This is a genomic window from Sulfitobacter sp. TCYB15, assembly GCF_040435955.1.
GTDB classification, from domain to species: domain Bacteria; phylum Pseudomonadota; class Alphaproteobacteria; order Rhodobacterales; family Rhodobacteraceae; genus Sulfitobacter; species Sulfitobacter pontiacus.
In genome coordinates this window covers 2851423-2877832 of record NZ_CP159193.1, presented here as the reverse complement: position 1 = coordinate 2877832, position 26410 = coordinate 2851423, and the positions used below count along the sequence as shown (strand labels likewise).

The following is a 26410-nucleotide window of genomic DNA, read 5'->3' as shown; positions in this document are numbered from 1 at the left end:
ATAACAATATCTTGTGGATAAGGCGGCTACTTCCCGCTCTACCTAGCGGGGTCGCGTTGACTCTAAACCCGATGATCCGCAATTCTGGCTATCCATAAGAATCAGGCGGGCACGAACATTGCGGTTTTCCAAACTCAGGCTGACAGGCTTTAAAAGCTTTGTAGACCCTACTGATCTGATCATCTCGGATGGTCTAACCGGCGTTGTTGGCCCGAATGGTTGCGGCAAGTCCAACCTGCTTGAAGCGCTCCGTTGGGTGATGGGCGAAAACCGTCCGACCGCTATGCGCGGCGGGGGGATGGAAGATGTGATTTTCGCGGGCGCGTCCTCTCGTCCGGCCAAGAACTTCGCCGAAGTCGCGTTGCATATCGACAACTCCGAACGTCTCGCGCCGGCTGGGTTTAATGACGGTGATAGCATCGAAATCATCCGGCGGATCACCCGTGATGTCGGTAGCGCCTATAAAGCGGCTGGAAAGGATGTGCGCGCGCGCGATGTGCAAATGCTGTTTGCCGACGCATCAACGGGAGCCCATTCGCCAGCGTTGGTACGCCAAGGCCAGATTTCGGAACTGATCAACGCCAAACCGAAGAACCGGCGCCGTATCCTTGAAGAAGCCGCCGGCATTTCGGGGCTTTATGCCCGCCGTCACGAGGCTGAACTGAAGCTGAATGGTACGGAAGCCAACCTTGCGCGCGTTGACGATGTGGTTGAACAGCTTGCCGGTCAGCTTTCGCAATTGGCGCGCCAGGCCCGTCAGGCTGCGCGTTATCGCGATATCGGGGATGCCCTGCGCCGGACCGAAGGGGTGCTGCTGTATCGGCGCTGGCGCGTGGCCGAGGATGCTCGTCAAACCACGGCCGAAGCGCTGCGCAGCCAGATGGCCGTCGCCGCCGAGGCGGAAAAAGCAGTGCGTCAGGCCACTGTGGCACGGCAAAAAGCCGAAGAGGCTTTGCCGCCCCTGCGTGAGGAAGAAGCGATCGCGGCCGCTATCGTACAGCGGCTTGGTGTACAGCGCGATACCTTGAGCGATCAGGAAAACCGCGCCCGGGCCGCGATTGACGCGTTGACCAAACGCATCGCGCAGTTGACCCGTGATCTGGATCGCGAAGGTGAGCTAAACCGCGACGCCGAAGAAACGATCACGCGGTTGGAGCGGGAAGAACGTGACCTGTCGGATGCGGGCGAGGGCCATGAAGCTGCGGTCGCGGAGGCGGCAGAGCGCGCGAAAGAGGCCGCCGGCGTGCTCGAAAAACAGGAAGCGGATCTGTCAAAGCTGACCGAGGATGTCGCCCGTTTGGTCGCGCGTCACAGCTCTGCCGAACGTTTGCTGAACGATCACCGCAAGACGCTTCAACGATCGGAAGCGGAAGCGGATAAAGCGCGTGCCGCCGTCGCGCAGAGTGCCGCCGCACTCGAGAAGGCAAACGCCGATTTCAGCGCCGCCCAAGCTGCAGAGACACAGGCGCATGCGGCCTCTGTCGCTGCCGAGGAAGCCTTGCAAAAGGCGGAGGACGACCGCGCTGCCACCCAAAGTCGCGAAGCAGATGCCCGTGCCGAACGGTCAGAGGCCGAGGGCGAGCTGAACGCCATTCGCGCCGAAGCAGGCGCGCTGGCGAAGCTGGTAGAGCGTGACACCGCCGAGGGTGGTCAAATTCTGGACCGCCTGCAGGTCGAGCACGGGTTTGAAAAAGCGCTTGGTGCTGCCCTGGCTGATGATCTGCGCGCCCCGGATGTCGATGCGGACGGGCCCTCGGGGTGGGCATATTTACCTGCATATTCAACGGTCCAGCCTCTACCCGAGGGGATCACCCCGCTGACGGCGCATGTCTCGGTGCCTGACGTTCTGAATCGCCGGATGAGCCAGATTGGTCTGGTCGACGCGGACGACGGCACGCGGCTTCAACCGCTGCTGCTGCCGGGCCAGCGTCTCGTCTCGCCAGAGGGCGATTTGTGGCGGTGGGATGGTTTCCGGGCGTGGGCGGAGGATGCGCCCTCGGCCGCTGCGCTTCGTTTGCAACAAATTAACCGTTTAGAGGTACTCAAGCAGGGGCTAGAGCAAACGAATCAACGGGCGGAGGCCGCGCGTGATGCACATGAAACATTGCAAAAGCTTCTGCTTGCTCAGGCAGAGGCAGACAAAAATGCGCGGGCGCTGCGGCGCGATGCAGACCGTGCTGTTGCGGATGCAGGACGGGCCCTAAGCCGGGCTGAGGCGGATCGGAACCTGGCGGAGAGCCGGTTGGACAGTTTGGGATTGGCCGTCGCCCGCCACGAGGAAGAGGCGATCGAGGGTCGACGTTTGGTGACGGAGGCAGAGAATGCGCTTGCCGCGCTTGACGACGTATCAAGTGCCCGCGCCGATGTGGAGATGTTGCGACAGACCGTTGAAGGCGCGCGCATTGCGATGATGACGAGGCGTTCTGCGCTGGACGAACTGCGTCGCGAGGGCACCGCGCGCGAGAGACGTGCCCAGGATGTCGCCAAGGAGTTGGGCGGCTGGCGGAACCGCCTGGACACGGCGGGTAAACGCAGCGCCGAGCTTCTTGAACGTAAAGAAGCGTCTGAAAGAGAGTTGACCGAAGCGAGCTCTGCCCCCGGGGAAATCGCGGCGAAACGTGAAGAGTTGACGGGCGCAATTTCTGCGGCAGAGACCCGCAAGCAGGCGGCCAGCGCAGAGTTGTCTACCGGGGAAGCCGATTTGCGCGATACGACATTGGCTGAGCGTGACGCAGAGCGCTTGGCCTCGGAGGCCCGTGAGGCGCGGGCGCGGGCGGAGGCGCGCGCAGATGCGGCGAAGGAAACGGTAACCCTTGCCGCAGAGCGCATTGATGAAGAACGTGACACGACCCCCGAAGCGCTGGCAGAAACACTTGAGATCAATGCAGATGAGATGTCAGATGTCGAGGTTCTTGAAAACCAGCTGAGCCGTTTGAAGGGACAGCGCGAAGCCTTGGGTGCTGTGAACTTGCGTGCCGAGGAAGACGCGAAAGAGGTTCAGGCGGAACACGACACTTTGGTTGGCGAAAAGGCGGATTTGACCGAGGCGATCCGGACATTGCGCAGCGGTATCGCGAGCCTGAATAAAGAAGGCCGTGAACGCTTGCTGACCGCATTCGAAGAGGTGAACAGCAATTTCTCTATGCTGTTTAAACATCTTTTTAACGGTGGTGAGGCCAACCTTGTGATGGTCGAATCGGACGATCCTCTGGAGGCGGGGTTGGAGATTATGTGCCAGCCGCCGGGCAAAAAGCTTAGCACGCTTAGCCTATTGTCGGGGGGCGAACAGACCTTGACCGCGATGGCGCTGATTTTTGCAGTGTTCCTTGCGAACCCTGCGCCAATTTGTGTGTTGGACGAGGTTGACGCGCCTTTGGATGATGCGAACGTGACGCGCTTTTGTGACCTGTTGGACGAGATGTGCCGACAGACTGACACGCGCTTTCTGATCATCACGCACCATGCTGTCACCATGGCGCGAATGGATCGGCTGTTCGGCGTCACCATGGCGGAACAGGGCGTCAGCCAGCTGGTCTCTGTCGACTTGAAGAAGGCAGAAACGCTGGTGGCCTAACGCCCCTGTCCCTAATCGCGCCCATGTGGGGCGGTGAAATCGACCGTCGGGTTAATCGGGATGATCTGATGCGGGTTCACCGTGGTCTGACTGAAATGGTAGTGCCGAACAATGTGATCAAAATGCACGGTCTCGGCGATATCAGCGTGTTGATAGAGTTGCCGGGTATAGGCCCAAAGGTTCGGGTAATCGGTCAGACGCTTATGGTTGCACTTGAAATGGGTGTGATACACGAGGTCAAAGCGCGCGAGGGTCGTGAACAGCCGCCAGTCGGCCTCGGTCAACTTGTCGCCCGCGAGAAAACGGTTGTTTTCGAGGATGCTTTCTAGCCACGCCAGACTGTCAAAAAGCGGATGGACCGCGTCGTCATAAGCGTCTTGAGACGTCGCGAACCCGGCTTTGTAGACGCCATTGTTAACGGTCTCGTAAACGCGTTCGTTGATGTCGGCGATTTGTTCGCGCAGGTCAGTCGGCCAATAATCATCAGTATTGCCGGTGATTTCATTAAACGCACTGTTGAACATGCGAATGATCTCGGCCGATTCGTTCGATACGATCGTGTTCTGCGCCTTGTCCCAAAGCACAGGCACCGTGACGCGGCCTGTGAAATTTGGATCGGCTTTGATATAAATGTCACGCAAAAAGTCACTGCCAAAGAGGGTGTCTCCGGTCGCGCCTTCGAAATCTGTTGCGAAAGTCCAGCCGTCTTCCATCATATCGGGGTGTACGACCGACACGCTGATATGGTCGGTAAGGTCTTTCAGCGCGCGGAAAATCAGTGCGCGATGTGCCCAGGGGCAGGCATAGCTGACGTAGAGGTGATACCGCCCTGATTGAGCCTGAAAGCCTGATTTTCCTGACGGGCCCGCGCTGCCGTCCGCTGTGACCCAGTTGCGAAATTTGGAGGTGGAGCGTTCAAACTTACCTCCGGTAGACTCCGTATCGTACCATTTATCGCGCCATTCTCCGTCGACCAGCAGTCCCATACACCACTCCTTTACTTGTTTGTGTTCAAGGTAAGTTCAGACGGGCGAAAGGCCATAGCACGCAACGCACAGGGGGGCTGCGTTGATGCACGTCGAATAAATTCTTGGGGCGCACTTGATTTTGAATCCCAGCACGTCACGCTTCATGTTGGAAGCCTTTGGAGGGAGGAAGCTGTGGAAGCCATATTGCCGAAAGACATTCAGGCCGGGCTGGATGCCGCACGGGTGGATAGCCTGCGAAAATCGTCGCGTTTGCGGGTACACGCGGACGGGGTGGAACATAAGGTCCTGCGTTATTGGGACACTGGCTTCTCGCTTGATGCGCAGACGGCACCGCAGTTGCGCGGTCGGGTCGATTTATTCGATGGCGCGGCGCATCTGTTTCAATGTTTGATCGTCGCGGTAGAGCAAGAGGGCGGCGAAATGCTGTTTGATTTCAAACGCGCAACCCGTGTCGCGAAGTCTGCGGCGCTGGATTTCGAACGGGCTGCAGATGCGCCGGCGGGCTTGATCACCGTCGACGCACCGCATTGATTTTATTGCAGGTCTTTGAACGCCTCGCGCAAACGGTTGCAGGCTTCTTCTACCCGGGCGCGCGGGGTGGCGATGTTGAACCGCAGGAAGCTTTCCCCGCCCTTGCCAAAAGTTGGCCCGTGGTTTGCAGCAATCCCAGCGGAGTTTTCGACCCGTTGGGTGAACTCTGATCTGTCCATTCCGGTCCCGCTGAAATCGACCCAAGCAAGGTAGGTTGATTGAAGCGACATGGATTGCAGCCCGGGAATGTCCTTTATCGCAGCGTCAAAGATCTGCCGGTTGCCGTCCAGATAGCTGACCAGATCATCAACCCATGCGGCCCCTTCCGGCGAATAGGCTGCGGTCGCCATAAACAAACCGAAGGAGTTTGGCGAAAGCCCCATCGCTGCAATGCGTGCCGCAAAGGTTTCGCGGAGCTTCGGATCGGGGATGATCACGTTGCCGGAGTGGGAACCGGCAATGTTAAAGGTTTTGGTCGTTGCGGTCATCATGACCAAGCGATCAGCCACGCCATCGATCAGGGCCATTGGGATATGCGTATGACCAGGCATCACCAGATCATGGTGAATCTCGTCCGAGACGAGGACAAGGTCATGGCGTTTGGCAAAGGCTGCGACCTGTTCCAACTCTGACCGGGACCAAACACGCCCGCCCGGGTTATGGGGGGAACAGAACACCAGCATCGTCTCGTTGCCGGTCATTTGCGCGTCATAGGCATCAAAATCGAGCGTATACTGGCCGCCTTCTATCGCCATTTCGCATTCGACCACCTGCCGCCCTGCGGCGGAGATCACACGCGCAAAGGCGTGGTAAACCGGTGTGAACAGGACAACTCCGTCCCCGGGCTTGGTGAAGGCGTCTACGCACATCGCAGTTCCGTTAACCAAGCCGTGCGTGGTGAAAATCCACTCGGGCGCGACTTTCCATCCGTGTCGATGCTCCATCCACCATTGGATGGCACCCAGATATTGGCTGTCATCGCCGAAGTAGCCATAGACGCCATGGTCCAACATATCTTGGAGCGCGGTTTGCACCACCTGAGGCGGGCGGAAATCCATATCCGCAACCCACATGGCAATGCCCGTATCCGCGGGGACGCCGTAGATCGGCTCCATCTTGTCCCATTTCGCGCAATGGGTGCCACGCCGGTCGATGATTTCGTCAAAGCTCATGGGGTTCTCCTGTCAGATTTGGCCGACACGCTAAACCTAATCGACCAGACCGCAAGCCCCGAGGTTGCAGCGGCGCAGGTGTTGGCCTAAATCAACCAAATGATACGCAATATTTTACTACACCCTGACCCGCGGCTGAAAAAGCCATGCGCCCCCGTGACCGATATGACGGACGAGTTGCGCAGCTTGGCTGATGATATGCTCGCCACGATGTATGACGCGCCGGGGATCGGTCTTGCGGCCCCCCAGATCGGGGTGATGAACCGCTTGATCGTCATGGATTGCGTAAAGGAAGAGGGGGAGACGCCGCGACCGCTGGTGATGTTCAACCCCGAAATCATCGCCGCCTCGGACGCGCTGAACACCTATGAAGAAGGGTGTTTGTCGATCCCCGAGCAGTTTGCCGATGTGACGCGCCCCGCAGATGTGGACGTGCGCTGGATCGATATCGACGGGAACGAGCAGACCGAGACCTTTACCAAACTATGGGCGACCTGCGTGCAGCACGAGATCGACCATCTGGATGGCAAGCTTTTTATCGATTATCTCAAACCGATGAAGCGCCAGATGATCACGCGCAAAATGACCAAGCTGAAACGCGAGCTGGCGCGCGGATGAGCGTGTTGGACATCGTGACCTGGCCTGACGCGCGGCTGACAGCTGTGTGCGCGCCCGTCGCCACACGCACGCCCGAGATCGACCGGCTGATCGATGACATGTTCGAGACGATGTATGCCGCGCCCGGTCGCGGGTTGGCGGCCCCGCAGGTTGGCCGGACCGAGCGTATTTTCGTTTTCGATGCGGGCTGGAAGGAAGGCACCCCGACGCCTGTCGCCTGTATCAATCCGCAGATTGTCAGGCTGTCTGACGCCCGCGCGATTGGCGAAGAGGGATGTTTGTCGATCCCCGGCGTGCCGATGGATATTGCCCGCGCAACAGAGGTTACCTTGCGGTGGACGGATGCTGATGGCACCCACGAACGAAAGTTTACCGGCGCAGAGGCCGTGATCGTGCAGCATGAATACGACCACCTTGATGGCATCGTCATTTACGACCGTGTCGCGCAGGAGCAAAGCCAATGACCGTTCGTCGCATTCTTCCGTGGCCGCACGCCTGTTTGCGGACGCCCGCCGCCCAAGTGGCAGAAATCAATGATGAAATTCGTGCGCTCTGGGACGACATGATCGACACGATGGACGCGATGCCGGGGGTCGGGCTGGCCGCACCACAGATCGGGGTGTCGCTGCAGGTCGCCGTTGTCGATGCCTCGCAAGCGCGGGACAAGCGGATCCGATTGGCAAACCCTGTCGTCATCGACGCTTCGGCGATCATGAATGAATACGAAGAGGCAAGCCCGAATTTGCCCGGAATATCGGCCAAGATCCGGCGTCCACGTGGTGTGAAAGTGCAGTATCTTGACGAGCAGGGCGCGACAGTGACGCGCGATTTCGTCGGGTTGGAGGCGACCAGCGTGCAGCATCAGATCGACCATCTTGCCGGAAAAATGTTTGTCGACAATCTGAGTAAAACGCGTCGTGATATGCTGCTGCGCAAGGCGCGCAAGTACAAGGGCTGATTGCCTCTACGGTTTGAAGGGAAGTGTTCGATGCGTGTTATCTTTATGGGAACACCTGATTTTTCAGTGCCAGTGTTGGATGCGTTGGTCTTGGCCGGCCACGAAATCTCCGCCGTCTATTGCCAGCCGCCGCGCCCTGCGGGGCGAGGCAAAAAGGACCGCCCCAGCCCGGTTCAGCAACGGGCAGAGGCTTTGGGGTTGCTGGTACGTCACCCCGTTTCGTTGAAAACCGCCGAAGCGCAGGCGGAGTTTGCAGCGCTCGACGCGGATGTCGCTGTTGTTGTGGCCTATGGTCTGATTTTGCCCCAAGCCGTTCTGGATGCGCCGAAATCCGGGTGCCTGAATATCCACGCTAGTTTGTTGCCCCGATGGCGGGGGGCCGCGCCGATCCATCGGGCGATTATGGCGGGCGACGTTGAAACGGGTGTGTGCATCATGCAGATGGAGGCGGGGCTGGACACGGGGCCCGTGCTGTTGCGCGCCGCGACGCCGATCCGCACCACCGAGACGACGATCGAACTGCATGACCGACTAAGCACCATGGGCGCAGAGTTGATCGTGGAAGCACTTCGGCAACTGCCTGACCTGCAACCGGAACCGCAGCCCGAAGAGGGCGTGACCTATGCCAGTAAAATTGACAAGGCCGAGGCGCGCATCGATTGGTCGCGCCCCGCAACAGAGGTGGACCGGCAAATCAGGGGGCTGTCGCCGTTTCCTGGTGCATGGTTCGATCTGGGCGGCACGCGGGTGAAGGTGCTGGCATCGAAGCTTGCCGATGGCGAGGGTGCAGCGGGCGAGGTTCTGGATGACACTCTGCGCGTCGGTTGCGGGGAAGGTGCGGTTCAGCTGATCCGCTTGCAACGTGCGGGGAAAGCGGCGCAAGATGCGCAGACATTCCAGCGTGGTGCGCAGATTGCTGTGGGCACAGTTCTAAGCAAAGGGTAAATCATGCTTCCGACGCTTATTGGCACGGTTGTGATCGCGGGGCTTGTCGGCTTTTTCGCCGAAAAGTCAGGCTTTACCCGCAACGGCTATCTTGCCTCGATCATCATCTGCGTGGGCGGCGCTTTTCTGTTTTATTTTGTGCGGTTGATGTTCGGCTTCGGGTTTAATTCGGCCGGCATGAACGCCATCGCGTCCTCTATCGGGGCGCTGATCATCGTGCCGTTTCACTGGCGTCGAAAGTAACGTTACACCCGCGGCGGGCGGCTTTTGTACACGGGTAGGTGCCATCCGAAATACAGCGATCCGGCACGCAAAATCCACGTCATACAGGCACCGGCAAACAGCGCCAGCGCATCATCGCCCAGAATGCTACGGATGATGACAGCGGTTGCAGCACCGGCGAAAGCGGCGGTCACATAAAGTTCACCCTGTTGCAGAACAAGCGGGACTTCCCCCACGACAACATCGCGCATCAACCCGCCCATGCAGCCGGTGATCATCCCCATCAGCACCACGACCACAGCGGATTGATCAAGCGAGATCGCCACACCCGTACCCGCAGCAACCGCCACGGCGAGCGCCACGGAATCGAGCCATAGCAGCGCGCTATAGCGACTTTCGAGGAGATGCGCGGTAAAGAAAACCACCATTGCGGCAGTGACGCCCACGGCGAGATGGGTGGGGTTCGCAATCCAGAAAATCGGGTTTCGATCCAGCAACAGGTCGCGCAGTGTGCCGCCGCCCAAGGCCGTGAGGCAGGCGATAAAGGCGAAGCCTACAAGGTCAAGCTGAGCGCGGCTGGCGACCAGCGCCCCCGTAATCGCAAAGACCAGAACGGAGGCATATTCCAGCAGGGTGATCAGGCTCATTTGGTTTTGAACGGGGCCATGCCGGCCCGCGCCAGTTCATCCGCGCGCTCGTTCTCGGGGTGGCCGGCGTGGCCTTTGACCCATTCCCAGGTGACCTGATGCCGCGCATTTGCCGCATCCAGCCGCTGCCAAAGCTCCGCGTTTTTGACGGGCTTTTTAGCGGCATTCTTCCAGCCGTTTTTCTTCCAGCCGTAGATCCAGCCGGTGATGCCATTTTTGACATAGTTGCTGTCGGTGACGATCGTGATCTCGGTCGGGCGGGCTAGCGCTTCGAGCGCGCTGATGGCGGCCATCAGCTCCATCCGGTTGTTGGTGGTGGCGGGTTCGCCGCCTTTCAACTCGCGTTCCTTAACGATCTTGTCGCCATCCATCGCCCGCATCAGGGCACCCCAGCCACCGGGGCCGGGATTGCCGGAACAGGCACCATCAGTATATGCAATCAGCTTGGTCATGGGGCTGCCTTATCCAGTCTGGCGTGGGGGCGTCCAGCCTAATCTACGCCCCGCCCGCAAGTTTCGCTGCTACAGAAAGACGCCCACAGCCAGACACGCCAGCACGACGGCGGTCAGCAGCGTGCGCAGCTTTAGCCACCAGCGCGGCGCAAGACGCCAGTGCCAGAAGGCGGCATCAAGGACCAGTAGACCCGCAAAACCGAACATCAGGTTCAGCCCCGCACCCACGGGGCCGCCGCTTGTCATGAAGAACGCCCAAAGCGCCGGGATCACGGCGAGGATATAGCCGGCCGTCGCCTTCGCCCCGCTGGTCTTGGTTGCGAATCCCCATAGCACGCCGGACATGAAGGAAAGAATAACCGTGCCGTAGAAGAGCTGTATATATGGCCCGACAAAACGGCCGCCGAACGACGCCGCGCCCCAGTTCGCCAAGGGATCGACCAGCCCGGTCAAGGCCCCCCAGATAAAGGGAGTAAGTCCGGCAAGGCCAAGCCAAAGCGGCGCGCGGGGGATGCCGGTCATGCGGGTACCCGCAGCACACGGGGGACTTTGAATTCCACATTCTCTACCGCGGTTTCGACCATTTCGGTGGTCACATCGTATCGGTCTTTGAACGCGTCAATGACCTCGTTGATAAGCTGTTCGGGGGCCGAGGCACCGGCGGTGATCCCGATGCTTTTGATCCCCTCGAGGCTGCGCCAATCGATGTCCGTCGCGCGCTGCACCAGTTGGGCGTAATCGCAGCCCGCACGCGATCCGACCTCGACCAGACGGCGCGAGTTCGATGAGTTTGGCGCGCCCACAACAAGCATCGCATCACACTTCGGTGCCATTGCCTTCACCGCTTCTTGACGGTTGGTCGTGGCATAGCAGATGTCTTCTTTGTGCGGCCCAATGATCTGCGGGAAACGTTTGTTCAGGGCGGCGACAATCTCGGCTGTGTCATCAACGCTTAACGTTGTCTGGGTGACATAGGCCAGCTTGGTCGGGTCGCGCACCTCGACGGTTTCGACATCGGCAGGCGTTTCAACCAGCAAAACCTCGCCCGGGGGGAGCTGCCCCATGGTGCCAATGGTTTCGGGGTGGCCCGCGTGGCCGATCATGATCATCTGCAGCCCCGCGTCGGCGTGGCGTTGCGCCTCGATATGCACCTTGGAGACAAGCGGGCAGGTCGCGTCGACATAGACCATATTGCGGGCCTCGGCCTTGGCGGGGACGGCTTTCGGTACGCCGTGCGCCGAGAAGATCACGGGCCGGTCATCGGGGCATTCCGACAGTTCCTCGACAAAGATCGCACCCCGTTCGCGCAGCCCGTCGACGACGAATTTATTGTGCACGATCTCGTGGCGCACATAGACCGGCGCGCCCCATTTCTCGATGGCCATTTCGACGATCTTGATCGCGCGGTCGACGCCCGCACAGAACCCGCGTGGCGCGGCAAGATACAGGGTCAAAGGCGGTTTGGTCATCACACTCTCCTTGGGCATGGGCCATAGGTAAGGGTTGCGCGGCGCATCGTCCAGACCAGCGGCGGCACAGTCTGATGCTTCAAATGCGCGCGCAGTTATTGCGGGGGCATGAGGGATGCGGAGATTTAGGCGCGCCGTCGCGGTTTATTCGTCAGATGTTTCACGTGGAGGCCGGCCAATAACGTCGCGCAGGTCTTCGAGTTCGATAAAGTTGTCCACTTGGCGGCGCAGCTCGTCCGAGATCATGGGCGGTTGGCTGCGGATCGTGCTGACGACAGAGACGCGCACGCCCTGGCGTTGAAGGCTTTCGACCAACGGGCGGAAATCGCCGTCACCGGAGAAGATCACGATGTGGTCAAGATGTGGCGCAAGCTCCATCGCGTCGACCGCAAGCTCGATATCCATGTTCCCTTTGACCTTCCGGCGGCCCATGCTGTCGGTGTATTCCTTGGCCGGTTTGGTCACCATGGAGAACCCGTTATAGTTCAGCCAGTCGACCAGCGGGCGTATGGGAGAGTATTCGTCATTTTCCAGCAAAGCGGTGTAGTAAAAGGCACGCAGCAGTTTGCCGCGGCGCATGAACTCCTGCCGCAGTAGCTTGTAATCAATGTCAAAACCCAGGTTCTTGGCAGCTGCGTAAAGGTTGGAGCCGTCGATGAATAAAGCGAGCCGTTCGTCCTTGTAGAACATGAAGTGCCTTCCTAATACACGTCGTTCGGAAATTTGCGTCGTGTAGAGCCGCTATAAAACGAAATGTTTCAAATTTAGTTTCCGACTATGAATACAATACTAACTAAGGTTTTTTCGAGAGGCAGCAAGTGAAGACATTGGCCATCCCTGACCCCAAGGGGGGTGAAATCGGCAAGCGCGCGCTGATCGCCCTCGGGAGCAATCAATCATCAGTTGCGGGAGGGCCGGCGGAAACTCTGCGTCGGGCCCTTGATATTATGGTTGGCATGGGCGTGCGGGTTGTCGCTCTTAGCCCGTTTTATTCAACCTATGCGTTTCCTGCGGGGTCAGGTCCGAATTTCGTAAATACAACTGCTAGTATAAGGGTGGAGGGGGAGCCGGATCAAGTTTTAGCTATTCTTCATGCCGTCGAAGCAGAGCTTGGGCGCGAGCGGCAAAGCCGTTGGGCCCCTCGGACGGTCGATCTGGATCTCATCGCGATGGGGGATGTGGTGTTGCCGGATGTACAGACCCAGACCGATTGGCGGGAGATTCCGCTTGAACAGCAGATGGCCAATGCGCCTGACCAGCTGATCCTGCCGCACCCACGGCTTCAGGATCGTGCCTTTGTTTTGGTGCCGCTGGCGGACATCGCGCCGGACTGGTGTCACCCCCTGATCGGCAAAACCGTTCGCGAGATGTTGAATGACCTGCCAGAGGCAGATAAAAAGGGGGTATGGCCGCTGGAATAGGCCCTTGTAAATTCCGCCGATGGCTTCTAAATAGTCGGCTTCTTGCAGCATTCATGATTGGAGCATCCCCATGGCCCGCGTCACTGTCGAAGATTGTGTAGATAAAGTGCCAAACCGGTTCGAGCTTGTCATGCTTGCCGCGCATCGTGCGCGTGAAATTGCGGCTGGTTCTACGGTTACTGTTGATCGCGATAACGATAAAAACCCTGTCGTGTCCCTGCGCGAGATTGCGGATGAAACCCAATCGGCCGACGAGCTGCGCGAGCGTCTGATCGAAAGCAACCAGAACCAGATCGAGGTTGATGAACCCGAAGAGGACGCAATGGCGCTTCTTATGGGGGCTGAGCAAGACAAGCCCGAAGAGGACAGCATGTCCGAAGAAATGCTGCTGCGGCAGTTGATGGCGGCACAAGGGCAGGGCTAAGGCCCGCGCCCTTCGGGGCTTATAGGCAGGACAGGTATGAATACCGCCGACATTACGGCTGACGACCTTATCGCGCTTGTGCGCGCCTATAACCCTAAGACGAACGAAAATCAGATCAGGCTGGCCTATGAGTATGGCCAGCAGATGCACGAGGGCCAGTTCCGCCATTCCGGAGAGCCCTATTTCACGCATCCGGTCTCTGTCGCGGCCATTTTGACCGAACAGCAGCTGGATGACGCGACCATCATCACCGCATTGCTGCACGACACGATCGAGGACACGAAAGCGTCCTATAGCAGCGTCGATGAAAAGTTCGGACATGATGTCGCTGAACTGGTCGATGGCGTGACCAAGCTGACCAACCTGCAACTGAATTCAAACGAGACAAAACAGGCCGAGAACTTTCGCAAGCTGTTCATGGCAATGTCGAAAGATCTGCGGGTTATTTTGGTTAAGTTGGCGGATCGGCTGCATAATATGCGCACGATCAAGTCGATGCGCCCTGACAAGCAGATCCAGAAAGCTCGTGAAACGATGGATATCTATGCGCCTCTTGCGGGGCGTATGGGCATGCAATGGATGCGCGAAGAGCTTGAGGATCTGGCCTTTCGCGTGCTCAACCCCGAAGGGCGGCAGTCGATCATCCGGCGCTTTATCACCCTTCAGCGCGAAACGGGCGATGTCATCCAGCGAATCACCGGCGACATGCGGCACGAGCTTGAGAAAGCCGGGATCGAGGCCGAAGTCTTTGGGCGGGCGAAAAAACCGTATTCGATCTGGCGCAAGATGCAGGAAAAGCAGCAATCCTTTTCCCGTTTATCGGATATTTACGGTTTCCGCGTTATCACCACCTCGGAGGATGAATGTTATCGCGCGCTTGGCACCATCCATCGGCGCTGGCGGGCCGTGCCGGGTCGGTTCAAGGATTATATCAGTCAGCCCAAGACGAACGGTTACCGGTCGATCCATACCACCGTCTCTGGCCGTGACGGCAAACGGGTCGAGGTGCAGATCAGAACGCGGCAAATGCATGATGTCGCTGAATCCGGTGTGGCGGCGCATTGGTCCTATCGTGACGGTGTGCGGTCGCGGAACCCCTTTGCTGTTGATCCGGTCAAATGGGTCGCGCAACTGACAGAGCAGCTCGATTCAGAGGAGGATCACGAAGATTTCCTCGAGGCGGTCAAGCTTGAGATGTACGCCGATCAGGTGTTCTGCTTTACCCCCAAGGGCGAGGTGGTCAAGCTGCCGCGTGGGGCGACGCCGATTGATTTCGCCTATGCGATCCACACGCGAATCGGGTCTGCCTGCGTGGGCGCCAAGATCGACGGGATGCGCGTGCCTTTGTGGACGCGGGTGAAAAACGGCCAGTCGATCGAGATTATCACCGCACAAGGTCAGACACCGCAGGCGACATGGCTGGATATCGCAACGACGGGCAAGGCCAAGACGGCGATCCGTCGGTCGCTGCGTGAACTGGATCGCGCGCGCTTTGTCAGCCTCGGGCGCGAACTTGCCCGCTCTGCCTTCGAGCAGATGAATAAATCGGCGACGGAGAAAGTGCTGCGCACCGCGGCGCGCAACCTGCGCCTCTCCAGCGCGGAGGAGCTTTTGGCGCAACTTGGCTCTGCCGAACTGACGGGCCAAGAGGTTGTGCAGGCCGTCTATCCCAACCTGCGCCCCAAACCCGGCGAACATGTCGACCGCAAGCGCGCGGTGGTGGGGCTGGAAGCGGGGCAATCCTTTGACCGGTCGCCTTGTTGTCAGGCGCTGCCGGGGGAACGCATTGTCGGCATCACCTTCCGCGGGCAGGGCGTCAAAATCCACACCATCGATTGCGAGCGTCTGTCGCATTACGAGGACCAGCCCGAACGCTGGCTGGATCTGCGTTGGCACGACGGGCCACATCCCGCGATCTATGGGGCGACACTGGATCTGACCATCGGCAATGGGGCGGGCGTGCTGGGGCGGATTTGTACGCTGATCGGCCAATCCTCTGCCAATATCGCGGATCTGGAATTTTTGGACCGCAAGCCTGACTTTTACCGGTTGTTGATCTACGTAGAACTGCGAGACATTGCGCATCTGCATTCTTTGATCCCGATGTTGGAGGCCGAGAGCGAAGTCGCCGAGATCAGCCGATACCGGAACCCCGACTTGTTCAAGGCAGGTACCAAAGACGCATGATCCGCCCGGACTGCACTGACCCAAGGACGAACTGTTGATTTTCAAACGCCGCGATCCAAAGCCGACAGTGCGCGCGATGGCTGAATTCATGTGGCCTCGGGGTGGTTGGACGCGGGCGTTTCACTATGTCAAACACCGGATGCGCCGCTTGCCCGACACGCCCGAACGCATTGCGCGTGGCATCTGGGCCGGTGTTTTTACCACGTTTACGCCCTTCTACGGCATGCATTTTATCGTGGCGGCGCTGGTATCGCGTGTCATGCGGGGCAATCTGCTGGCCGCATTGATGGGGACGTTTTTTGGCAACCCGCTGACCTATGTCCCGATCGGGTTGTCATCGCTGTCCATGGGGCATTGGATTCTCGGTTCCCACATGCGGACGGGGGAGCATCGGTCCTTCGGGGGCAAATTCTTTGACGCCGGTCACGACTTGTTGGCCAACTTTGTGGCGATCTTTACCAGCCGTGACATGGATTGGTCAGGGCTTGAGGTCTTCTGGCATCAGGTGTTCTATCCGTATCTGATCGGGGGGATCGTGCCCGGCATGATCTGTGCCACGATCGCCTATTATCTGGCCGTGCCCTTGCTGCGGGCCTATCAAAAGCGGCGCAAGGGCGCGATCAAGGCCAAGTTCGATTTGTTGAAAAAGAAAGCCTCGGCCAAGGCCGAGGCGAAACGCAAGGCAGAGCAGGCGGCTCTGGAGGGGAAAGACCATGGCGGCACAAGGTAAGCTTCGGCTGGGCGTAAATATTGACCACGTGGCGACTGTGCGGAATGCGCGCGGCGGTGCCTATCCGGACCCGCTGCGCGCAGCCCGCGCCGCGCAAGAGGCCGGCGCTGATGGCATCACCGCGCACCTGCGTGAGGATCGACGCCACATCACAGATGCGGATATCGAAGGACTGCAAGAGGTGTTGAACGTGCCGCTCAACTTCGAGATGGCCGCCACGGAAGAGATGCAGGCCATCGCCCTGCGCCACAAACCCCATGCCGTCTGCATCGTGCCGGAAAAGCGCGAAGAGCGGACAACCGAAGGCGGGCTTGAAGTCGCACGGGAGGAAAACCGGCTGGCGCATTTCATTGCTCCTCTGCGCGAAGCGGGCAGCCGCGTCAGCATCTTCATCGCCGCCGATCAGCGCCAGATCGAGGCGGCGAACCGCATCGGGGCAGAGGTGATCGAACTGCACACCGGTGCCTATTGCGACGCCTATGCCGAAGGGCATTGGGAGGAAGCACAAAAGGAGCTGCAAAAGCTCGAAGAGATGTCAAAGTTCGCCCATGATCTGGGGCTTGAGGTGCACGCGGGCCACGGCCTGACCTATGATACCGTCAGCCCCGTCGCAGCTTTCCCCGAGGTGCAAGAGCTGAACATCGGGCATTTTCTGATTGGCGAGGCGATCTTTCTGGGCCTCGGCCCCGCCATCGCCGAGATGCGCCGCCTGATGGATGACGCCCGCAAGGGCTGAGGGCGCGGCATGATTTTGGGCATCGGCACCGACCTCGCGAATATCGAACGGATTCAAGGCACGCTGGACCGCTTTGGCGACCGTTTCCGCAATCGCGTGTTCACCGAGGTCGAACAGCTAAAGGCCGAACGTCGCCGTGATGTCGCGGGCACCTACGCCAAACGCTGGGCCGCGAAAGAGGCATGTTCAAAGGCGCTTGGCACCGGTCTGCGCATGGGGATCGCATGGCGCGACATGGCGGTGAGCAACCTGCGCACCGGCCAGCCCGTGATGGAGGTCACCGGCTGGGCGGCGGAGCGTTTGGCCAAGATGACACCCGACGGCCACGAGGCGATCATTCACGTCACGCTGACAGATGACCACCCTTGGGCGCAGGCCTTTGTCGTCATCGAAGCCCGCCCCAAGGCAGGTATTCAGACCTAACGGCAGATCATAGCCCATTCGGTCGATGGATCGGGGGCAGGGTTGCTTGACTTGCGTCAATGGCACCCGCATGTAACGCTCGAACGCATGAACAGGAGCGCCAAAATGGCCGCCAAAGAGAAAACCGGCAACGCCTTTGTCGAAACCATCAAAACAATCGTCTATGCGCTGTTGATCGCAGGGGTCTTTCGGACCCTGTTTTTCCAGCCTTTCTGGATCCCTTCGGGGTCGATGAAAGAGACGTTGTTGATCGGGGATTTCCTGTTCGTGAACAAAATGGCCTATGGCTATTCCTACGCCTCCTGTCCCAGCGTGATGATGCCGCGGTTCGGCATTGAGGTCGACGCGAAAGACGTCTGCGGTGTGTTTGACGGCGACAACACGCGTTTGTTCGGGTCAGAGCCCGAGCGGGGCGATGTGGTGGTCTTCCGTCATCCCGTGTCTGGTCGCGATTACATCAAGCGTCTGATCGGCTTGCCGGGGGACAAGGTTCAGATCACCGGCGGTGTGGTCAGCATCAATGGCACGGCGGTCGAACTGCGTGACGATGGTGTCTTCGAAGAGGTGATGGACCGTCAGGGCCCGCAGGGTATGCGTCCGCGTTGCGAGAACGGTGCCGTCGGTGCCGGTGGTGTATGTGAAAAATCCCGTCAGATCGAAGTGCTCCCTAACGGGGTCGAACATGCGATCCTGAACATTGGCAATCAGGCGTCGGACAATACCGGTGTCTACACGGTGCCAGAAGGCCATTACTTTTTCATGGGTGACAACCGCGACAACTCTGCCGATAGCCGTCTGGCACAGCAGGCCGGTGGCGTCGGTTTCGTGCCGTACGAAAACCTGATCGGTCGCGCGGACCGGATCATGTTCAGCTCGGCCGGTCGGTCGATGTTGTTCTTCTGGACATGGCGCAGTGATCGTTTCTTTAAGGCGATCAAGTGAAGTTAAATGCTGATCTCCGGGCCTTTGAAGGCCGCATCGGGTACCACTTTGCCAAGCCGGAGCTGTTGAACCGCGCGGTGACCCATGCCTCTATGTCGTCGGCCAATCGTGACGACAACCAGCGGCTTGAGTTTCTGGGGGATCGCGTTCTGGGGCTGGTGATGGCCGAAGCGCTGCTGAAACTTGATCCGGCCGCAACCGAAGGGCAGCTGGCCCCGCGGTTCAACGCTTTGGTGCGCAAGGAAGCCTGCGCCGAGGTCGCGCGCGAGATCGACATGGGCGCTGTGCTGAAGCTTGGCCGGTCAGAGATGTTGTCTGGCGGCCGCCGCAAGCAGGCGTTGTTGGGGGACGCGATCGAGGCTATCATCGCGGCTGTCTATCTGGATGGCGGATTTGACGAGGCCAAAGCGTTGATCCTGCGATTGTGGGGTGACCGTGTGATGCAGGTCAAGCAAGACGCCCGCGACGCCAAGACCGCGCTGCAAGAATGGGCGCAAGCGCGCGGCTTGCCGCCCCCCGCCTATGTTCAGACCGACCGGCAGGGGCCAGACCACGCCCCGGTGTTTACCATCACCGCCCGGATTGAAAACGGGGCCAGCGCCGTCGCGTCAGCCCCATCGAAACGTCAGGCCGAACAGGCCGCTGCCAAGACGCTCTTGGCCCAATTGGAGAGACCCTCATGACCACGCGCGCCGGATTTATCGCCCTGATCGGCGAGCCCAACGCGGGCAAATCGACGTTGCTGAACCGCATGGTCGGCGCGAAAGTGTCGATCGTGACCCATAAGGTGCAGACCACACGCGCCCGTATTCGTGGGGTCGCGATGGAAGGGAAAAGCCAGCTTGTGTTCGTGGATACGCCCGGTCTGTTCCAGCCCCGTCGCCGTCTGGACCGCGCCATGGTCGCCGCGGCTTGGGGGGGCGCTGCCGATGCGGATCTTGTCATTCTGCTGATCGAGGCCAACCGCGGGATCACCGAAGGGGTCGAACGTATCCTGGAGGGCCTCGCTGACATTGGTCAGGGGCGCAAGGTCGCGCTTGCGATCAACAAGATCGACCGTGTCGAGGCACCGGTCCTGTTGGGGCTGAGCAAAGAGATGAACGACCGCTATGATTTTGCCGAAACATTCATGATCTCGGCCGAGCGGGGGCATGGTGTGGATACGTTGCGCCACTGGCTGGCGGGCGAATTGCCCGAGGGGCCGTGGCTCTATCCCGAAGATCAGATCGCCGATCTGCCCATGCGCATGATCGCCGCCGAAATGACTCGCGAGAAACTGACCCTGCGTCTGCATCAGGAGCTGCCCTATCAGCTGACGGTCGAGACGGAGAACTGGGAAGAGCGTAAAGACGGCTCTGCGCGGGTGGATCAGTTGATCTATGTGGTGCGCGACGGTCACAAGGGGATCGTGCTTGGCAGCAAGGGCGAGACGATCAAGGCGGTCAGCAAAGCCTCTCGCGAGGAGCTTGAAGAGTTTCTGGGGCGGAAAGTGCATCTGTTTTTGCAGGTCAAAGTGCGCCCGAACTGGCTGGACGAGGCGGAGCGCTACTCCGAGATGGGGCTGGAGTTCAAAGACGGCAATGTCTAGATCTGGTGCGGCCCGACCCTTCGGGGAGGATTTTACACCATTTGGAACGACGGGGCTGTCATGGCCCGGCTGACCGCGCGGTTCTGGGTCGATGCCTATCTGGCGCGGCTGCGGGTGTATGATATTCCTGCGTTCGTAGTCGCGCATGGGGATGACACCGGCGGCGCTGTTCTAGTGAAGCTTGCAACTCTTGATGGAAATGCACAGCTTTTTCAGAAAAGTTTCGATTTAATCTCTGGTGAGCGGACCTGGGTCGAAATGACAAGCGGACAGGAGCAGGAGGTTGATGCGTCGATCAGCCGACAGCGCAGTTTTGATCCAGACCTCTGGGTGATCGAGGTAGAAGACAGGCAGGGTCGGCATCTGCTGCATGAGGACGGGCTGAGCTGATGGAATGGCGCGATCAAGGCATTTTGCTAAGCGCGCGCCGCCATGGTGAGACATCGGCCATCATCGAGGTGTTCACCCCCGAGCGCGGCCGCCACGCCGGAATCGTGCGCGGCGGTACCAGTCGCAAGATTGCCCCAATTCTCCAACCGGGTGCGCAGTTAGACATCGCATGGCGCGCACGGCTTGAGGATCATATCGGCGCGTTTACTGTAGAGCCCGTCCGCAGCCGCGCCGCATTGGCAATGCATGATCGGCTGAGCCTTGCGGGGTTGAATGCGGTGACGGGGCTGCTTGCCTTTGCATTGCCCGAACGCGAAGCGCATCCGCCATTATATCGCCGAACTGAAGCGCTGCTGGATCTATTGGGGCAGGGGGATCTGTGGCCGTTGGCCTATCTTCAATGGGAAGTCAGCCTGTTAGACGAGCTTGGTTATGGGCTTGATCTGAGCGTCTGTGCGGTGACCGGACGGACCAGCGGGCTGGTTTTTGTATCTCCGAAAACGGGGCGTGCTGTGACCCGAGAAGGGGCGGGGGAGTGGGTTGATAAAATGCTGCCATTGTCGCCCGTTTTACGTGGGGAAGGGGATGCAAGCGATGCGGATATTGCGCTGGCGTTCAAAACCACGGGATATTTCCTAGAGCGGCATCTGGCGCGCGATCTAGGGGACAAGCCCCTACCCGAGGCGCGCGCGCGCTATGTCGAGGCATTTAGTCGACGGCGCGAAACACCATATTAAGGTTCTCGGTGTTAGACAGAATCATGACGTCATTCAGAATCTCGACGAGGGTGGCGTTGTTGAGCGCGTCGATAACAATGTTTTCTTGGCTGAGATCAGGACATGCCTTTTTGGTGGAGGATATGAGCGTGAAAGAAAACCAGGGGTAGGGCAGCGTGTTCGTGCCGGACATCCGATTGCAGGGGCCTTGAACGGTAACCTGTTCTTTTTCTGGAAAGGACATCTGTGTGTTTGCTGAGAACGGGACCCCGTTTAGTTCTTGCAAGCGCCATAGGCGATCGGCGGCCCCATACGCCCGCAGAGTTTCGTCCTGACTGCACTGGGTTGTCAGGGCTATGGCCAGAAAGAGGGAGGTCAGCTTGATCATGGGGTCCGGATAGGCAGCCCGACGATTTCACGCGTCAGGCTGCCCGAACTTCATCCGAGCAAACGGCGCGAGATGACCTGCGCCTGAATCTCTGCCGCGCCTTCGAAAATGTTGAGGATACGTGCGTCACATAGGACACGGCTTATTTTGTATTCGAGTGCAAAACCGTTGCCGCCATGGATCTGCAAGCCATTGTCAGCCGCGGCCCAAGCGACCCGTGCGCCGAGCAGTTTGGCCATGCCCGCTTCGACATCACAGCGCCGGCCTTCGTCTTTTTCAAACGCCGAGAAATAGGTGAGCTGGCGGGCGATCATGATTTCGACCGCCATCATCGCCAGTTTGGACGACACGCGAGGGAAGTTGATGAGAGACTTGCCGAACTGCTTGCGATCAATCGCGTATTGCATCGAGATGTCGAGCGCGGATTGCGCGACCCCGATGGCACGCGCGGCTGTCTGGATGCGCGCGCTTTCAAAGGTTTCCATCAACTGTTTGAACCCTTTGCCCTCTTCGCCGCCCAACAGGTTTTCACCTTTGACGTGGAAGCCGTCGAAACCGAGCTCGTATTCCTTCATGCCGCGATAGCCGAGCACTTCGATCTCGCCGCCGGTCATGCCTTCGGAAGGGAAAGGGTTCGCGTCGTCGCCCGGCGTTTTCTCGGCCAAGAACATCGACAGGCCCTTGTAGTTCGACGTCTGCGGATCCGTGCGCGCCAGCAGTGTCATCACATGGGTCCGGGCTGCGTGCGTGATCCAGGTTTTATTGCCCGTTATCTTATAATCGTCGCCATCTTTCACCGCGCGCGTGCGCAAAGAACCAAGGTCAGAGCCGGTGTTCGGTTCCGTGAAGACGGCTGTGGGCAAGGTCTCGGCGCTGGCGATCCGCGGGAGCCATTTTTCTTTTTGGGCGTCCGTCCCGCCTGCGATGATCAGTTCGGCCGCGATTTCAGACCGCGTGCCGAGCGAGCCCACGCCGATATAGCCGCGCGACAGCTCTTCCGAGACGACGCACATAGAGGCTTTGGACAGCCCAAAGCCACCGAATTCTTCTGGGATGGTCAGGCCGAAAACGCCCATTTCTGCCAATTCATTGATGACTTCAATCGGGATCAGCTCGTCCTTCAGGTGCCATTCGTGGGCAAATGGTTCCACTTTTTCAATAGCGTAACGACGGAACTGTTCGCGGATCATCTCCAGCTCTTCGTCAAGGCCGGACCGCCCGACGGTGATGTTGGCGCTTTGCTCTTGCATGAGTTCGACAAGGCGCGTGCGTGCAGCCTGCGAATTGCCTCGTTGCTGCAGTGTCGTGATGCCAGCATTGGAAAACGCGTTCTGATCTTCGGTAGAGACGCCAAGATCATGCAAGCGCAGAATTTCCCCTTGGTTCATCTGAATGCCGCCGGAAATCTGGCACAGATATTCGCCGAATGCGATTTGATGGATCAGCTGTTCTGTTTCGGAAAACGTGCCATCTGCGTCGAGCTTCTCTGCCCATAGCTGCATCTGGTGAAGCGATTGGGCGTAGGTCGCAAGCCACGCAAGACCATGTGCGGCGGTTTGGTTTTCTTCGACCAGTGCATTCGACACTTTCCCGTCTTGAGAAACGGTCGCACGAACCGCGGATTTAGCGGCTTCTAAAAGGCGGTCTACCGGGGCCAGCGTTGATCTGGTGGTTGCGAGCAGGTCATCGATCACGATGTTCGCGCCAGAAATCACGTCTTGTCCATCATGTGCCATCTGTAAGCTCCCTTGTTTGGTTAAGCACGGCATACCCTTTTCGCAGGTGCAGCACAATAAAGATACGTTTTGCTGCGTCAATTTGGTTTAAAATTACGCTGAGGATTTCGCGTGCGCTCCGCCGCAATCTTGATATGACGTGCGGTATGGACATGTTTTTCAGTTTATTGACGCCGTCAGAATGGGCGTTCGCCTTTGGAATTGGCCTTGTGGCGGGATTCATTAAGGGTGTCGTAGGGTTCGCGATGCCGTTGGTGCTAATCTCAGGACTGACGATGTTTTTGTCGCCTGAGCTTGCCCTTGCCGGGCTGATCTTCCCGACCGTAATTACCAATATGTTTCAGGCACTAAGGCAGGGGGTGGCCGCGGCTTGGGACTCCATCAAAATGTTTAAGGTTTTTCTGATCGCGGGCGGCATAGCGCTTAGCTTGTCAGCGCAGACCGTGCGTTTTCTCGCCGCCGATACGATGCTGCTGGTGATTGGTGTTCCGATCACATTGTTCGCGCTGTGGCAGGTGACGGGGCGTAGCTTCACCCTGTCGCGCCGATCTACAAAACTAGAAGCATTTATAGGTGCCTTCGCCGGGGCGGTCGGTGGCGTATCTGCTGTTTGGGGGCCGCCTACCGTCGCCTACCTGACCGCATTGGGCACGCCCAAGCACGACCAAATGCGGGTTCAGGGTGTCATCTACGGACTCGGCGCGGTGCTATTGTTGTTTTCGCACTTCGGATCTGGCGTGCTGCGCGCTGAAACCGTGCCCTTTTCTGCCGTCATGATCTTGCCGTCGCTCACCGGTATGTGGCTTGGCAGCAAAGTCATGGATAAGATTGACCAAGCGTCCTTTAAGAAAGCGACGCTGGTCATCCTATTGATTGCAGGCGCAAACTTGGTGCGCCGAGGCGTGTTTGGTTAAGGCTTAGCCCTGACGCGCGACCGTTAGCCCAGACACATCTTCGATAAACGTCACAATACGCGTTTTGAGCGCGTCATCGTTTATTGCGGCCAAGGCGCTGACAATCTCGATGCTCGGGTCGGCTTTGGGCGCATCATTCGTGTTGTCATGCAGACCTTCAAAGAAATACGCGGGCGTTACGTCTAAAATCTGGGACAGTTCAAACAGGCGGCTTGCCGCGACGCGGTTTGACCCGATCTCGTATTTCTGGATTTGCTGGAACGACAGGTTTAACCGCTTGGCCACATCAGTTTGGGAAAGCCGACGCAGCGTACGGATCTGTTTCAGTTTTTTGCCGACGTGGATGTCCACTGGATGCGACATATGAATTACCTCCGGTTGTTGTTGAATTAGTCATCCCCAAATCACTCTTTCCGTTCAATTGGATAGATTTATTCAATTTGTGGTTACAAAGTGGCCAAAGGTGTATTATGAATAATGCTTTAATGTATGATTAATTTACCATTGGTGACGAATGAACACTGTCGACAGCCCAAAGCCAGTTGATTTTGACGCGGACCGAATTCCGCCGTTACTATATGAAATGGTTAGATCTTTTACCGTCCTCGCGGATACGTTGAACCTTAGTCAAGCTGTGCGGTTGTTGGGAAGTACACGGCAGACGGTTCGGCGCCATATCGCCCAAATTGAGGAGTTCTTGGGGGCCCCTATGTTTGAGGTTGATGAGCGCCGGTACAAATTAACACAGCGTGGTGAAGAAGCTTTGCCAGAAGCGCGTGAGTTTCTTGCGCGGGGCAAGGTCTGGATCAAGGGCAACACGCGGAGCACGGGTGGGCTTTTACGGTTGTCCCACGAAACACCCAACGGATGGAATTTTTATCAGCAGCAACGGCCACTTACCCAGATTTGGGACGGTGAATCTGAAATGATCAAGGAGGCATTCTTGGCCTGGGTGCAGAGCGAGGGCCGGTTGGAGCATGAGAATTTTCAACAAATTCGCCCCTATGTCCTAGTGTATCGCGACTCACCCAGTGGTTGGATCTGTATCGAAGTCGGACAAGAATCATTTTACACAAGTTGGTGGGGTTGGGAGAATGCGCGCAGCAGTATTGGCCGCCCTCTCGGCAATTTTCCGGGCGGTCCCGAGTTTGAGGCGATGCTGGATTTCCCCTTTCGGGAGGTTCAGGCGAATGGCGGGGTCCGCCTTGACGAGGTTGTGACGCAAATGCCGAGGAACACGGCAGGCGGCGAGCTTATCCCATTGGCCTATAAACGACTTTTGATGGCGAGCCGTTTCCCTGACGGAAGCTTTGCATTGATATCCGCGGTAGATAGATCACGTCACGTCACCATCTCAGGATTGGATCAAGACGTGATGGTTGGCATGCCCGAGGATGCAATCGTCGGCTTCTAGCCGGTTACCTAAAAATCGAAGAAAATTCCCGATAAATAAGCTACCCTTTGATCAGCTTGCATCAAAGGAGAGTTCAGTATGACGTTGTTGAGTTTTCAAGACGGCGAACGGTTTATCGCCAGCAGTTCCGCACTTTTGCAGGAGGCCGGGATCACATTAACGGTCGGTTATGATTTTGCTGAGTATAAGACGATATTGCAGGACGCGCGTCCGGATCACTTGCTAGGGCTGCCGTTTGACCCTGAAACGCACGACCTGAACGAAACCAATGCCTTTTGGATTGTCGGCCGAAATGCCAAAGGCGATGTTATGCATACGCAGGCAATGCGTATGCTGGATTTGAAAGGAGCCAAGCTAGCCGAATATCTTCGTCGGTCATTTGTCGAGTTTCCGCCGCCCGGCGTTGACATCGATTTTCTTCGATCACGGTATCGGGCGGGGCCGGGTGCGCAGCGCATCGCTGGCGACGTGTGCTATCATGGGGAGTTCTGGGTGGGCACAACGCCGCGAGAGTTCAGAAACGCAGGTCTATCTTCTGTGCTGGGGCGCTATGCATTCTGGCAGGCGATGCAGCATTGGGATCCTGACCATGTCATCGCGTTTATGACCAACTCGGTCGTGTATAAGGGCTTTCCAGCGCGGCATGGCTATATGCATACGGAGCCAGGCACGTTGCGGTGGTTCATCAACGGAATGGATGCGCCGGTCGAGGGGTTCATGGCCTATATGGGGCGCGATGATTTGCGCTTTATTCTGGATATGCCGCTCTCGGACCGAGCTTCGAAAGCAGCATAGTCTGCGCATGGAAAAAGAGCCGCGCATTG

General features: G+C 58.4%; 31 protein-coding genes. 21 read left to right on the top strand and 10 right to left on the bottom strand.

Annotation, left to right across the window (positions count from 1 at the left end):
- Window positions 1-118: 118 nt before the first annotated feature.
- Window positions 119-3574 carry a chromosome segregation protein SMC gene (gene smc, locus ABM428_RS13950; RefSeq protein WP_353628015.1) on the top strand — a complete coding sequence of 1152 codons (3456 nt, stop codon included), beginning with the start codon at window positions 119-121 and terminating at the stop codon, window positions 3572-3574.
- An 11-nt stretch (window positions 3575-3585) separates the two neighbouring features.
- Here smc and ABM428_RS13945 read toward each other — a convergent pair whose 3' ends face one another.
- The gene (locus ABM428_RS13945) at window positions 3586-4560 is read right to left on the bottom strand and encodes a glutathione S-transferase family protein (RefSeq protein ID WP_037941260.1); all 975 of its coding nucleotides are present in this window, start codon (window positions 4558-4560) and stop codon (window positions 3586-3588) included.
- Between the two features lie 174 nt (window positions 4561-4734).
- Here ABM428_RS13945 and ABM428_RS13940 point away from each other — a divergent pair, with 174 nt between their 5' ends.
- Window positions 4735-5094: a hypothetical protein gene (locus ABM428_RS13940; protein WP_005849957.1), complete on the top strand. Its 360-nt coding sequence runs from the start codon at window positions 4735-4737 to the stop codon at window positions 5092-5094.
- Window positions 5095-5096: 2 nt separating this feature from the next.
- On the opposite strand, the gene ABM428_RS13935 is transcribed toward ABM428_RS13940, so the two are convergent.
- Entirely contained in the window at window positions 5097-6266 is a 1170-nt protein-coding gene (locus ABM428_RS13935; RefSeq protein ID WP_132998185.1) for a MalY/PatB family protein, read from the bottom strand.
- A gap of 99 nt (window positions 6267-6365) precedes the next feature.
- Between ABM428_RS13935 and def (ABM428_RS13930) the strand changes: the two genes are divergently transcribed.
- From def (ABM428_RS13930) to ABM428_RS13910, 5 genes are read left to right on the top strand one after another with little or no spacing between them, the layout of a single operon-like run.
- Window positions 6366-6884 carry a peptide deformylase gene (gene def, locus ABM428_RS13930; RefSeq protein ID WP_037941269.1) on the top strand — a complete coding sequence of 173 codons (519 nt, stop codon included), beginning with the start codon at window positions 6366-6368 and terminating at the stop codon, window positions 6882-6884.
- Complete coding sequence (gene def, locus ABM428_RS13925; RefSeq protein ID WP_132998186.1) at window positions 6881-7348, top strand: peptide deformylase; 468 nt, start codon at window positions 6881-6883, stop codon at window positions 7346-7348. The genes def (ABM428_RS13930) and def (ABM428_RS13925) overlap by 4 nt, the downstream gene beginning before the upstream one ends.
- Window positions 7345-7842 (top strand): peptide deformylase, encoded by a 498-nt coding sequence (gene def, locus ABM428_RS13920; RefSeq protein ID WP_037941272.1) that lies wholly within the window; start codon window positions 7345-7347, stop codon window positions 7840-7842. Before def (ABM428_RS13925) ends, def (ABM428_RS13920) begins: the two co-directional genes overlap by 4 nt.
- A gap of 30 nt (window positions 7843-7872) precedes the next feature.
- Window positions 7873-8787 (top strand): methionyl-tRNA formyltransferase, encoded by a 915-nt coding sequence (gene fmt, locus ABM428_RS13915; RefSeq protein WP_132998187.1) that lies wholly within the window; start codon window positions 7873-7875, stop codon window positions 8785-8787.
- 3 nt (window positions 8788-8790) lie between these two features.
- Window positions 8791-9030, top strand: coding sequence for a hypothetical protein (locus ABM428_RS13910; protein WP_005849950.1), 240 nt, complete (start codon window positions 8791-8793; stop codon window positions 9028-9030).
- Between the two features lie 2 nt (window positions 9031-9032).
- Here the strand turns inward: ABM428_RS13910 and ABM428_RS13905 are convergent, their stop codons facing one another.
- The 5 genes from ABM428_RS13905 to ABM428_RS13885 form a co-directional block, all read right to left on the bottom strand.
- Complete coding sequence (locus tag ABM428_RS13905) at window positions 9033-9656, bottom strand: trimeric intracellular cation channel family protein (protein WP_132998188.1); 624 nt, start codon at window positions 9654-9656, stop codon at window positions 9033-9035.
- Window positions 9653-10108 (bottom strand): ribonuclease HI, encoded by a 456-nt coding sequence (rnhA, locus tag ABM428_RS13900; protein WP_005849948.1) that lies wholly within the window; start codon window positions 10106-10108, stop codon window positions 9653-9655. The genes ABM428_RS13905 and rnhA overlap by 4 nt, the downstream gene beginning before the upstream one ends.
- A 69-nt stretch (window positions 10109-10177) precedes the next feature.
- Complete coding sequence (locus ABM428_RS13895; RefSeq protein WP_132998189.1) at window positions 10178-10630, bottom strand: DUF3429 domain-containing protein; 453 nt, start codon at window positions 10628-10630, stop codon at window positions 10178-10180.
- Window positions 10627-11577, bottom strand: a complete 951-nt coding sequence (gene ispH, locus ABM428_RS13890) for a 4-hydroxy-3-methylbut-2-enyl diphosphate reductase (RefSeq protein WP_132998190.1) — start codon at window positions 11575-11577, stop codon at window positions 10627-10629. Before ispH ends, ABM428_RS13895 begins: the two co-directional genes overlap by 4 nt.
- A gap of 144 nt (window positions 11578-11721) precedes the next feature.
- Entirely contained in the window at window positions 11722-12267 is a 546-nt protein-coding gene (locus ABM428_RS13885; RefSeq protein WP_005849944.1) for an NYN domain-containing protein, read from the bottom strand.
- Window positions 12268-12395: 128 nt separating this feature from the next.
- On the opposite strand from ABM428_RS13885, the gene folK reads away from it, so the two are divergent.
- The 11 genes from folK to recO all read left to right on the top strand — a co-directional run bounded on the left by folK (window position 12396) and on the right by recO (window position 21155).
- Window positions 12396-12998 carry a 2-amino-4-hydroxy-6-hydroxymethyldihydropteridine diphosphokinase gene (gene folK, locus ABM428_RS13880; protein WP_338120814.1) on the top strand — a complete coding sequence of 201 codons (603 nt, stop codon included), beginning with the start codon at window positions 12396-12398 and terminating at the stop codon, window positions 12996-12998.
- Window positions 12999-13068: 70 nt separating this feature from the next.
- Window positions 13069-13422 (top strand): DNA-directed RNA polymerase subunit omega, encoded by a 354-nt coding sequence (gene rpoZ, locus ABM428_RS13875; protein ID WP_005849941.1) that lies wholly within the window; start codon window positions 13069-13071, stop codon window positions 13420-13422.
- Between the two features lie 36 nt (window positions 13423-13458).
- The gene (locus ABM428_RS13870; RefSeq protein WP_009825337.1) at window positions 13459-15609 is read left to right on the top strand and encodes a bifunctional (p)ppGpp synthetase/guanosine-3',5'-bis(diphosphate) 3'-pyrophosphohydrolase; all 2151 of its coding nucleotides are present in this window, start codon (window positions 13459-13461) and stop codon (window positions 15607-15609) included.
- Between the two features lie 34 nt (window positions 15610-15643).
- Window positions 15644-16339, top strand: coding sequence for a DUF2062 domain-containing protein (locus tag ABM428_RS13865; protein ID WP_005849937.1), 696 nt, complete (start codon window positions 15644-15646; stop codon window positions 16337-16339).
- Window positions 16323-17075 (top strand): pyridoxine 5'-phosphate synthase, encoded by a 753-nt coding sequence (locus ABM428_RS13860; RefSeq protein ID WP_009825335.1) that lies wholly within the window; start codon window positions 16323-16325, stop codon window positions 17073-17075. The genes ABM428_RS13865 and ABM428_RS13860 overlap by 17 nt, the downstream gene beginning before the upstream one ends.
- 9 nt (window positions 17076-17084) lie before the next feature.
- Complete coding sequence (gene acpS / locus ABM428_RS13855) at window positions 17085-17498, top strand: holo-ACP synthase (protein WP_005849935.1); 414 nt, start codon at window positions 17085-17087, stop codon at window positions 17496-17498.
- Between the two features lie 105 nt (window positions 17499-17603).
- A complete protein-coding gene (lepB, locus tag ABM428_RS13850) occupies window positions 17604-18440 on the top strand; it encodes a signal peptidase I (protein WP_132998191.1) in 837 nt (278 codons plus the stop codon).
- A complete protein-coding gene (rnc, locus tag ABM428_RS13845; RefSeq protein ID WP_005849933.1) occupies window positions 18437-19123 on the top strand; it encodes a ribonuclease III in 687 nt (228 codons plus the stop codon). Before lepB ends, rnc begins: the two co-directional genes overlap by 4 nt.
- Complete coding sequence (era, locus tag ABM428_RS13840) at window positions 19120-20028, top strand: GTPase Era (RefSeq protein WP_132998192.1); 909 nt, start codon at window positions 19120-19122, stop codon at window positions 20026-20028. Before rnc ends, era begins: the two co-directional genes overlap by 4 nt.
- Before the next feature lie 60 nt (window positions 20029-20088).
- Entirely contained in the window at window positions 20089-20418 is a 330-nt protein-coding gene (locus ABM428_RS13835; protein WP_037941289.1) for a DUF1491 family protein, read from the top strand.
- Window positions 20418-21155 (top strand): DNA repair protein RecO, encoded by a 738-nt coding sequence (recO, locus tag ABM428_RS13830; RefSeq protein ID WP_132998193.1) that lies wholly within the window; start codon window positions 20418-20420, stop codon window positions 21153-21155. The genes ABM428_RS13835 and recO overlap by 1 nt, the downstream gene beginning before the upstream one ends.
- Here the strand turns inward: recO and ABM428_RS13825 are convergent.
- Both ABM428_RS13825 and ABM428_RS13820 read right to left on the bottom strand, forming a co-directional pair.
- Window positions 21127-21522 (bottom strand): META domain-containing protein, encoded by a 396-nt coding sequence (locus ABM428_RS13825; protein ID WP_132998194.1) that lies wholly within the window; start codon window positions 21520-21522, stop codon window positions 21127-21129. The two genes, recO and ABM428_RS13825, sit on opposite strands and share 29 nt — an antisense overlap.
- 50 nt (window positions 21523-21572) lie before the next feature.
- Window positions 21573-23258, bottom strand: coding sequence for an acyl-CoA dehydrogenase family protein (locus ABM428_RS13820; protein ID WP_132998195.1), 1686 nt, complete (start codon window positions 23256-23258; stop codon window positions 21573-21575).
- A 146-nt stretch (window positions 23259-23404) separates the two neighbouring features.
- Here ABM428_RS13820 and ABM428_RS13815 point away from each other — a divergent pair, with 146 nt between their 5' ends.
- Window positions 23405-24172 (top strand): sulfite exporter TauE/SafE family protein, encoded by a 768-nt coding sequence (locus tag ABM428_RS13815; protein ID WP_132998196.1) that lies wholly within the window; start codon window positions 23405-23407, stop codon window positions 24170-24172.
- Window positions 24173-24175: 3 nt separating this feature from the next.
- Here ABM428_RS13815 and ABM428_RS13810 read toward each other — a convergent pair whose 3' ends face one another.
- Window positions 24176-24535, bottom strand: coding sequence for a helix-turn-helix domain-containing protein (locus ABM428_RS13810; protein WP_005849925.1), 360 nt, complete (start codon window positions 24533-24535; stop codon window positions 24176-24178).
- Window positions 24536-24755: 220 nt separating this feature from the next.
- On the opposite strand from ABM428_RS13810, the gene ABM428_RS13805 reads away from it, so the two are divergent.
- Together ABM428_RS13805 and ABM428_RS13800 are read left to right on the top strand one after the other, a co-directional pair.
- The gene (locus tag ABM428_RS13805) at window positions 24756-25586 is read left to right on the top strand and encodes a LysR family transcriptional regulator (RefSeq protein ID WP_132998211.1); all 831 of its coding nucleotides are present in this window, start codon (window positions 24756-24758) and stop codon (window positions 25584-25586) included.
- A gap of 78 nt (window positions 25587-25664) precedes the next feature.
- Window positions 25665-26381 carry a hypothetical protein gene (locus ABM428_RS13800; protein ID WP_132998197.1) on the top strand — a complete coding sequence of 239 codons (717 nt, stop codon included), beginning with the start codon at window positions 25665-25667 and terminating at the stop codon, window positions 26379-26381.
- Window positions 26382-26410 lie beyond the last annotated feature (29 nt).

What these genes read in the sequence shown, in the direction of transcription:
- era (WP_132998192.1), top strand. Translation starts at nt 19,120, where the DNA reads ATGACCACGCGCGCCGGATTTATCGCCCTGATCGGCGAGCCCAACGCG.
- ABM428_RS13860 (WP_009825335.1), top strand. Translation starts at nt 16,323, where the DNA reads ATGGCGGCACAAGGTAAGCTTCGGCTGGGCGTAAATATTGACCACGTG.
- ABM428_RS13810 (WP_005849925.1), bottom strand. Translation starts at nt 24,535, where the DNA reads ATGTCGCATCCAGTGGACATCCACGTCGGCAAAAAACTGAAACAGATC.
- recO (WP_132998193.1), top strand. Translation starts at nt 20,418, where the DNA reads ATGGAATGGCGCGATCAAGGCATTTTGCTAAGCGCGCGCCGCCATGGT.
- def (WP_132998186.1), top strand. Translation starts at nt 6,881, where the DNA reads ATGAGCGTGTTGGACATCGTGACCTGGCCTGACGCGCGGCTGACAGCT.
- ABM428_RS13825 (WP_132998194.1), bottom strand. Translation starts at nt 21,522, where the DNA reads ATGATCAAGCTGACCTCCCTCTTTCTGGCCATAGCCCTGACAACCCAG.
- ABM428_RS13945 (WP_037941260.1), bottom strand. Translation starts at nt 4,560, where the DNA reads ATGGGACTGCTGGTCGACGGAGAATGGCGCGATAAATGGTACGATACG.
- ispH (WP_132998190.1), bottom strand. Translation starts at nt 11,577, where the DNA reads ATGACCAAACCGCCTTTGACCCTGTATCTTGCCGCGCCACGCGGGTTC.
- ABM428_RS13935 (WP_132998185.1), bottom strand. Translation starts at nt 6,266, where the DNA reads ATGAGCTTTGACGAAATCATCGACCGGCGTGGCACCCATTGCGCGAAA.
- ABM428_RS13800 (WP_132998197.1), top strand. Translation starts at nt 25,665, where the DNA reads ATGACGTTGTTGAGTTTTCAAGACGGCGAACGGTTTATCGCCAGCAGT.
- lepB (WP_132998191.1), top strand. Translation starts at nt 17,604, where the DNA reads ATGGCCGCCAAAGAGAAAACCGGCAACGCCTTTGTCGAAACCATCAAA.
- ABM428_RS13895 (WP_132998189.1), bottom strand. Translation starts at nt 10,630, where the DNA reads ATGACCGGCATCCCCCGCGCGCCGCTTTGGCTTGGCCTTGCCGGACTT.
- ABM428_RS13870 (WP_009825337.1), top strand. Translation starts at nt 13,459, where the DNA reads ATGAATACCGCCGACATTACGGCTGACGACCTTATCGCGCTTGTGCGC.
- ABM428_RS13885 (WP_005849944.1), bottom strand. Translation starts at nt 12,267, where the DNA reads ATGTTCTACAAGGACGAACGGCTCGCTTTATTCATCGACGGCTCCAAC.
- def (WP_037941272.1), top strand. Translation starts at nt 7,345, where the DNA reads ATGACCGTTCGTCGCATTCTTCCGTGGCCGCACGCCTGTTTGCGGACG.
- ABM428_RS13805 (WP_132998211.1), top strand. Translation starts at nt 24,756, where the DNA reads ATGGTTAGATCTTTTACCGTCCTCGCGGATACGTTGAACCTTAGTCAA.
- ABM428_RS13905 (WP_132998188.1), bottom strand. Translation starts at nt 9,656, where the DNA reads ATGAGCCTGATCACCCTGCTGGAATATGCCTCCGTTCTGGTCTTTGCG.
- def (WP_037941269.1), top strand. Translation starts at nt 6,366, where the DNA reads ATGATACGCAATATTTTACTACACCCTGACCCGCGGCTGAAAAAGCCA.
- ABM428_RS13910 (WP_005849950.1), top strand. Translation starts at nt 8,791, where the DNA reads ATGCTTCCGACGCTTATTGGCACGGTTGTGATCGCGGGGCTTGTCGGC.
- rpoZ (WP_005849941.1), top strand. Translation starts at nt 13,069, where the DNA reads ATGGCCCGCGTCACTGTCGAAGATTGTGTAGATAAAGTGCCAAACCGG.
- ABM428_RS13835 (WP_037941289.1), top strand. Translation starts at nt 20,089, where the DNA reads ATGGCCCGGCTGACCGCGCGGTTCTGGGTCGATGCCTATCTGGCGCGG.
- acpS (WP_005849935.1), top strand. Translation starts at nt 17,085, where the DNA reads ATGATTTTGGGCATCGGCACCGACCTCGCGAATATCGAACGGATTCAA.
- rnhA (WP_005849948.1), bottom strand. Translation starts at nt 10,108, where the DNA reads ATGACCAAGCTGATTGCATATACTGATGGTGCCTGTTCCGGCAATCCC.
- ABM428_RS13815 (WP_132998196.1), top strand. Translation starts at nt 23,405, where the DNA reads ATGGACATGTTTTTCAGTTTATTGACGCCGTCAGAATGGGCGTTCGCC.
- ABM428_RS13820 (WP_132998195.1), bottom strand. Translation starts at nt 23,258, where the DNA reads ATGGCACATGATGGACAAGACGTGATTTCTGGCGCGAACATCGTGATC.
- fmt (WP_132998187.1), top strand. Translation starts at nt 7,873, where the DNA reads ATGCGTGTTATCTTTATGGGAACACCTGATTTTTCAGTGCCAGTGTTG.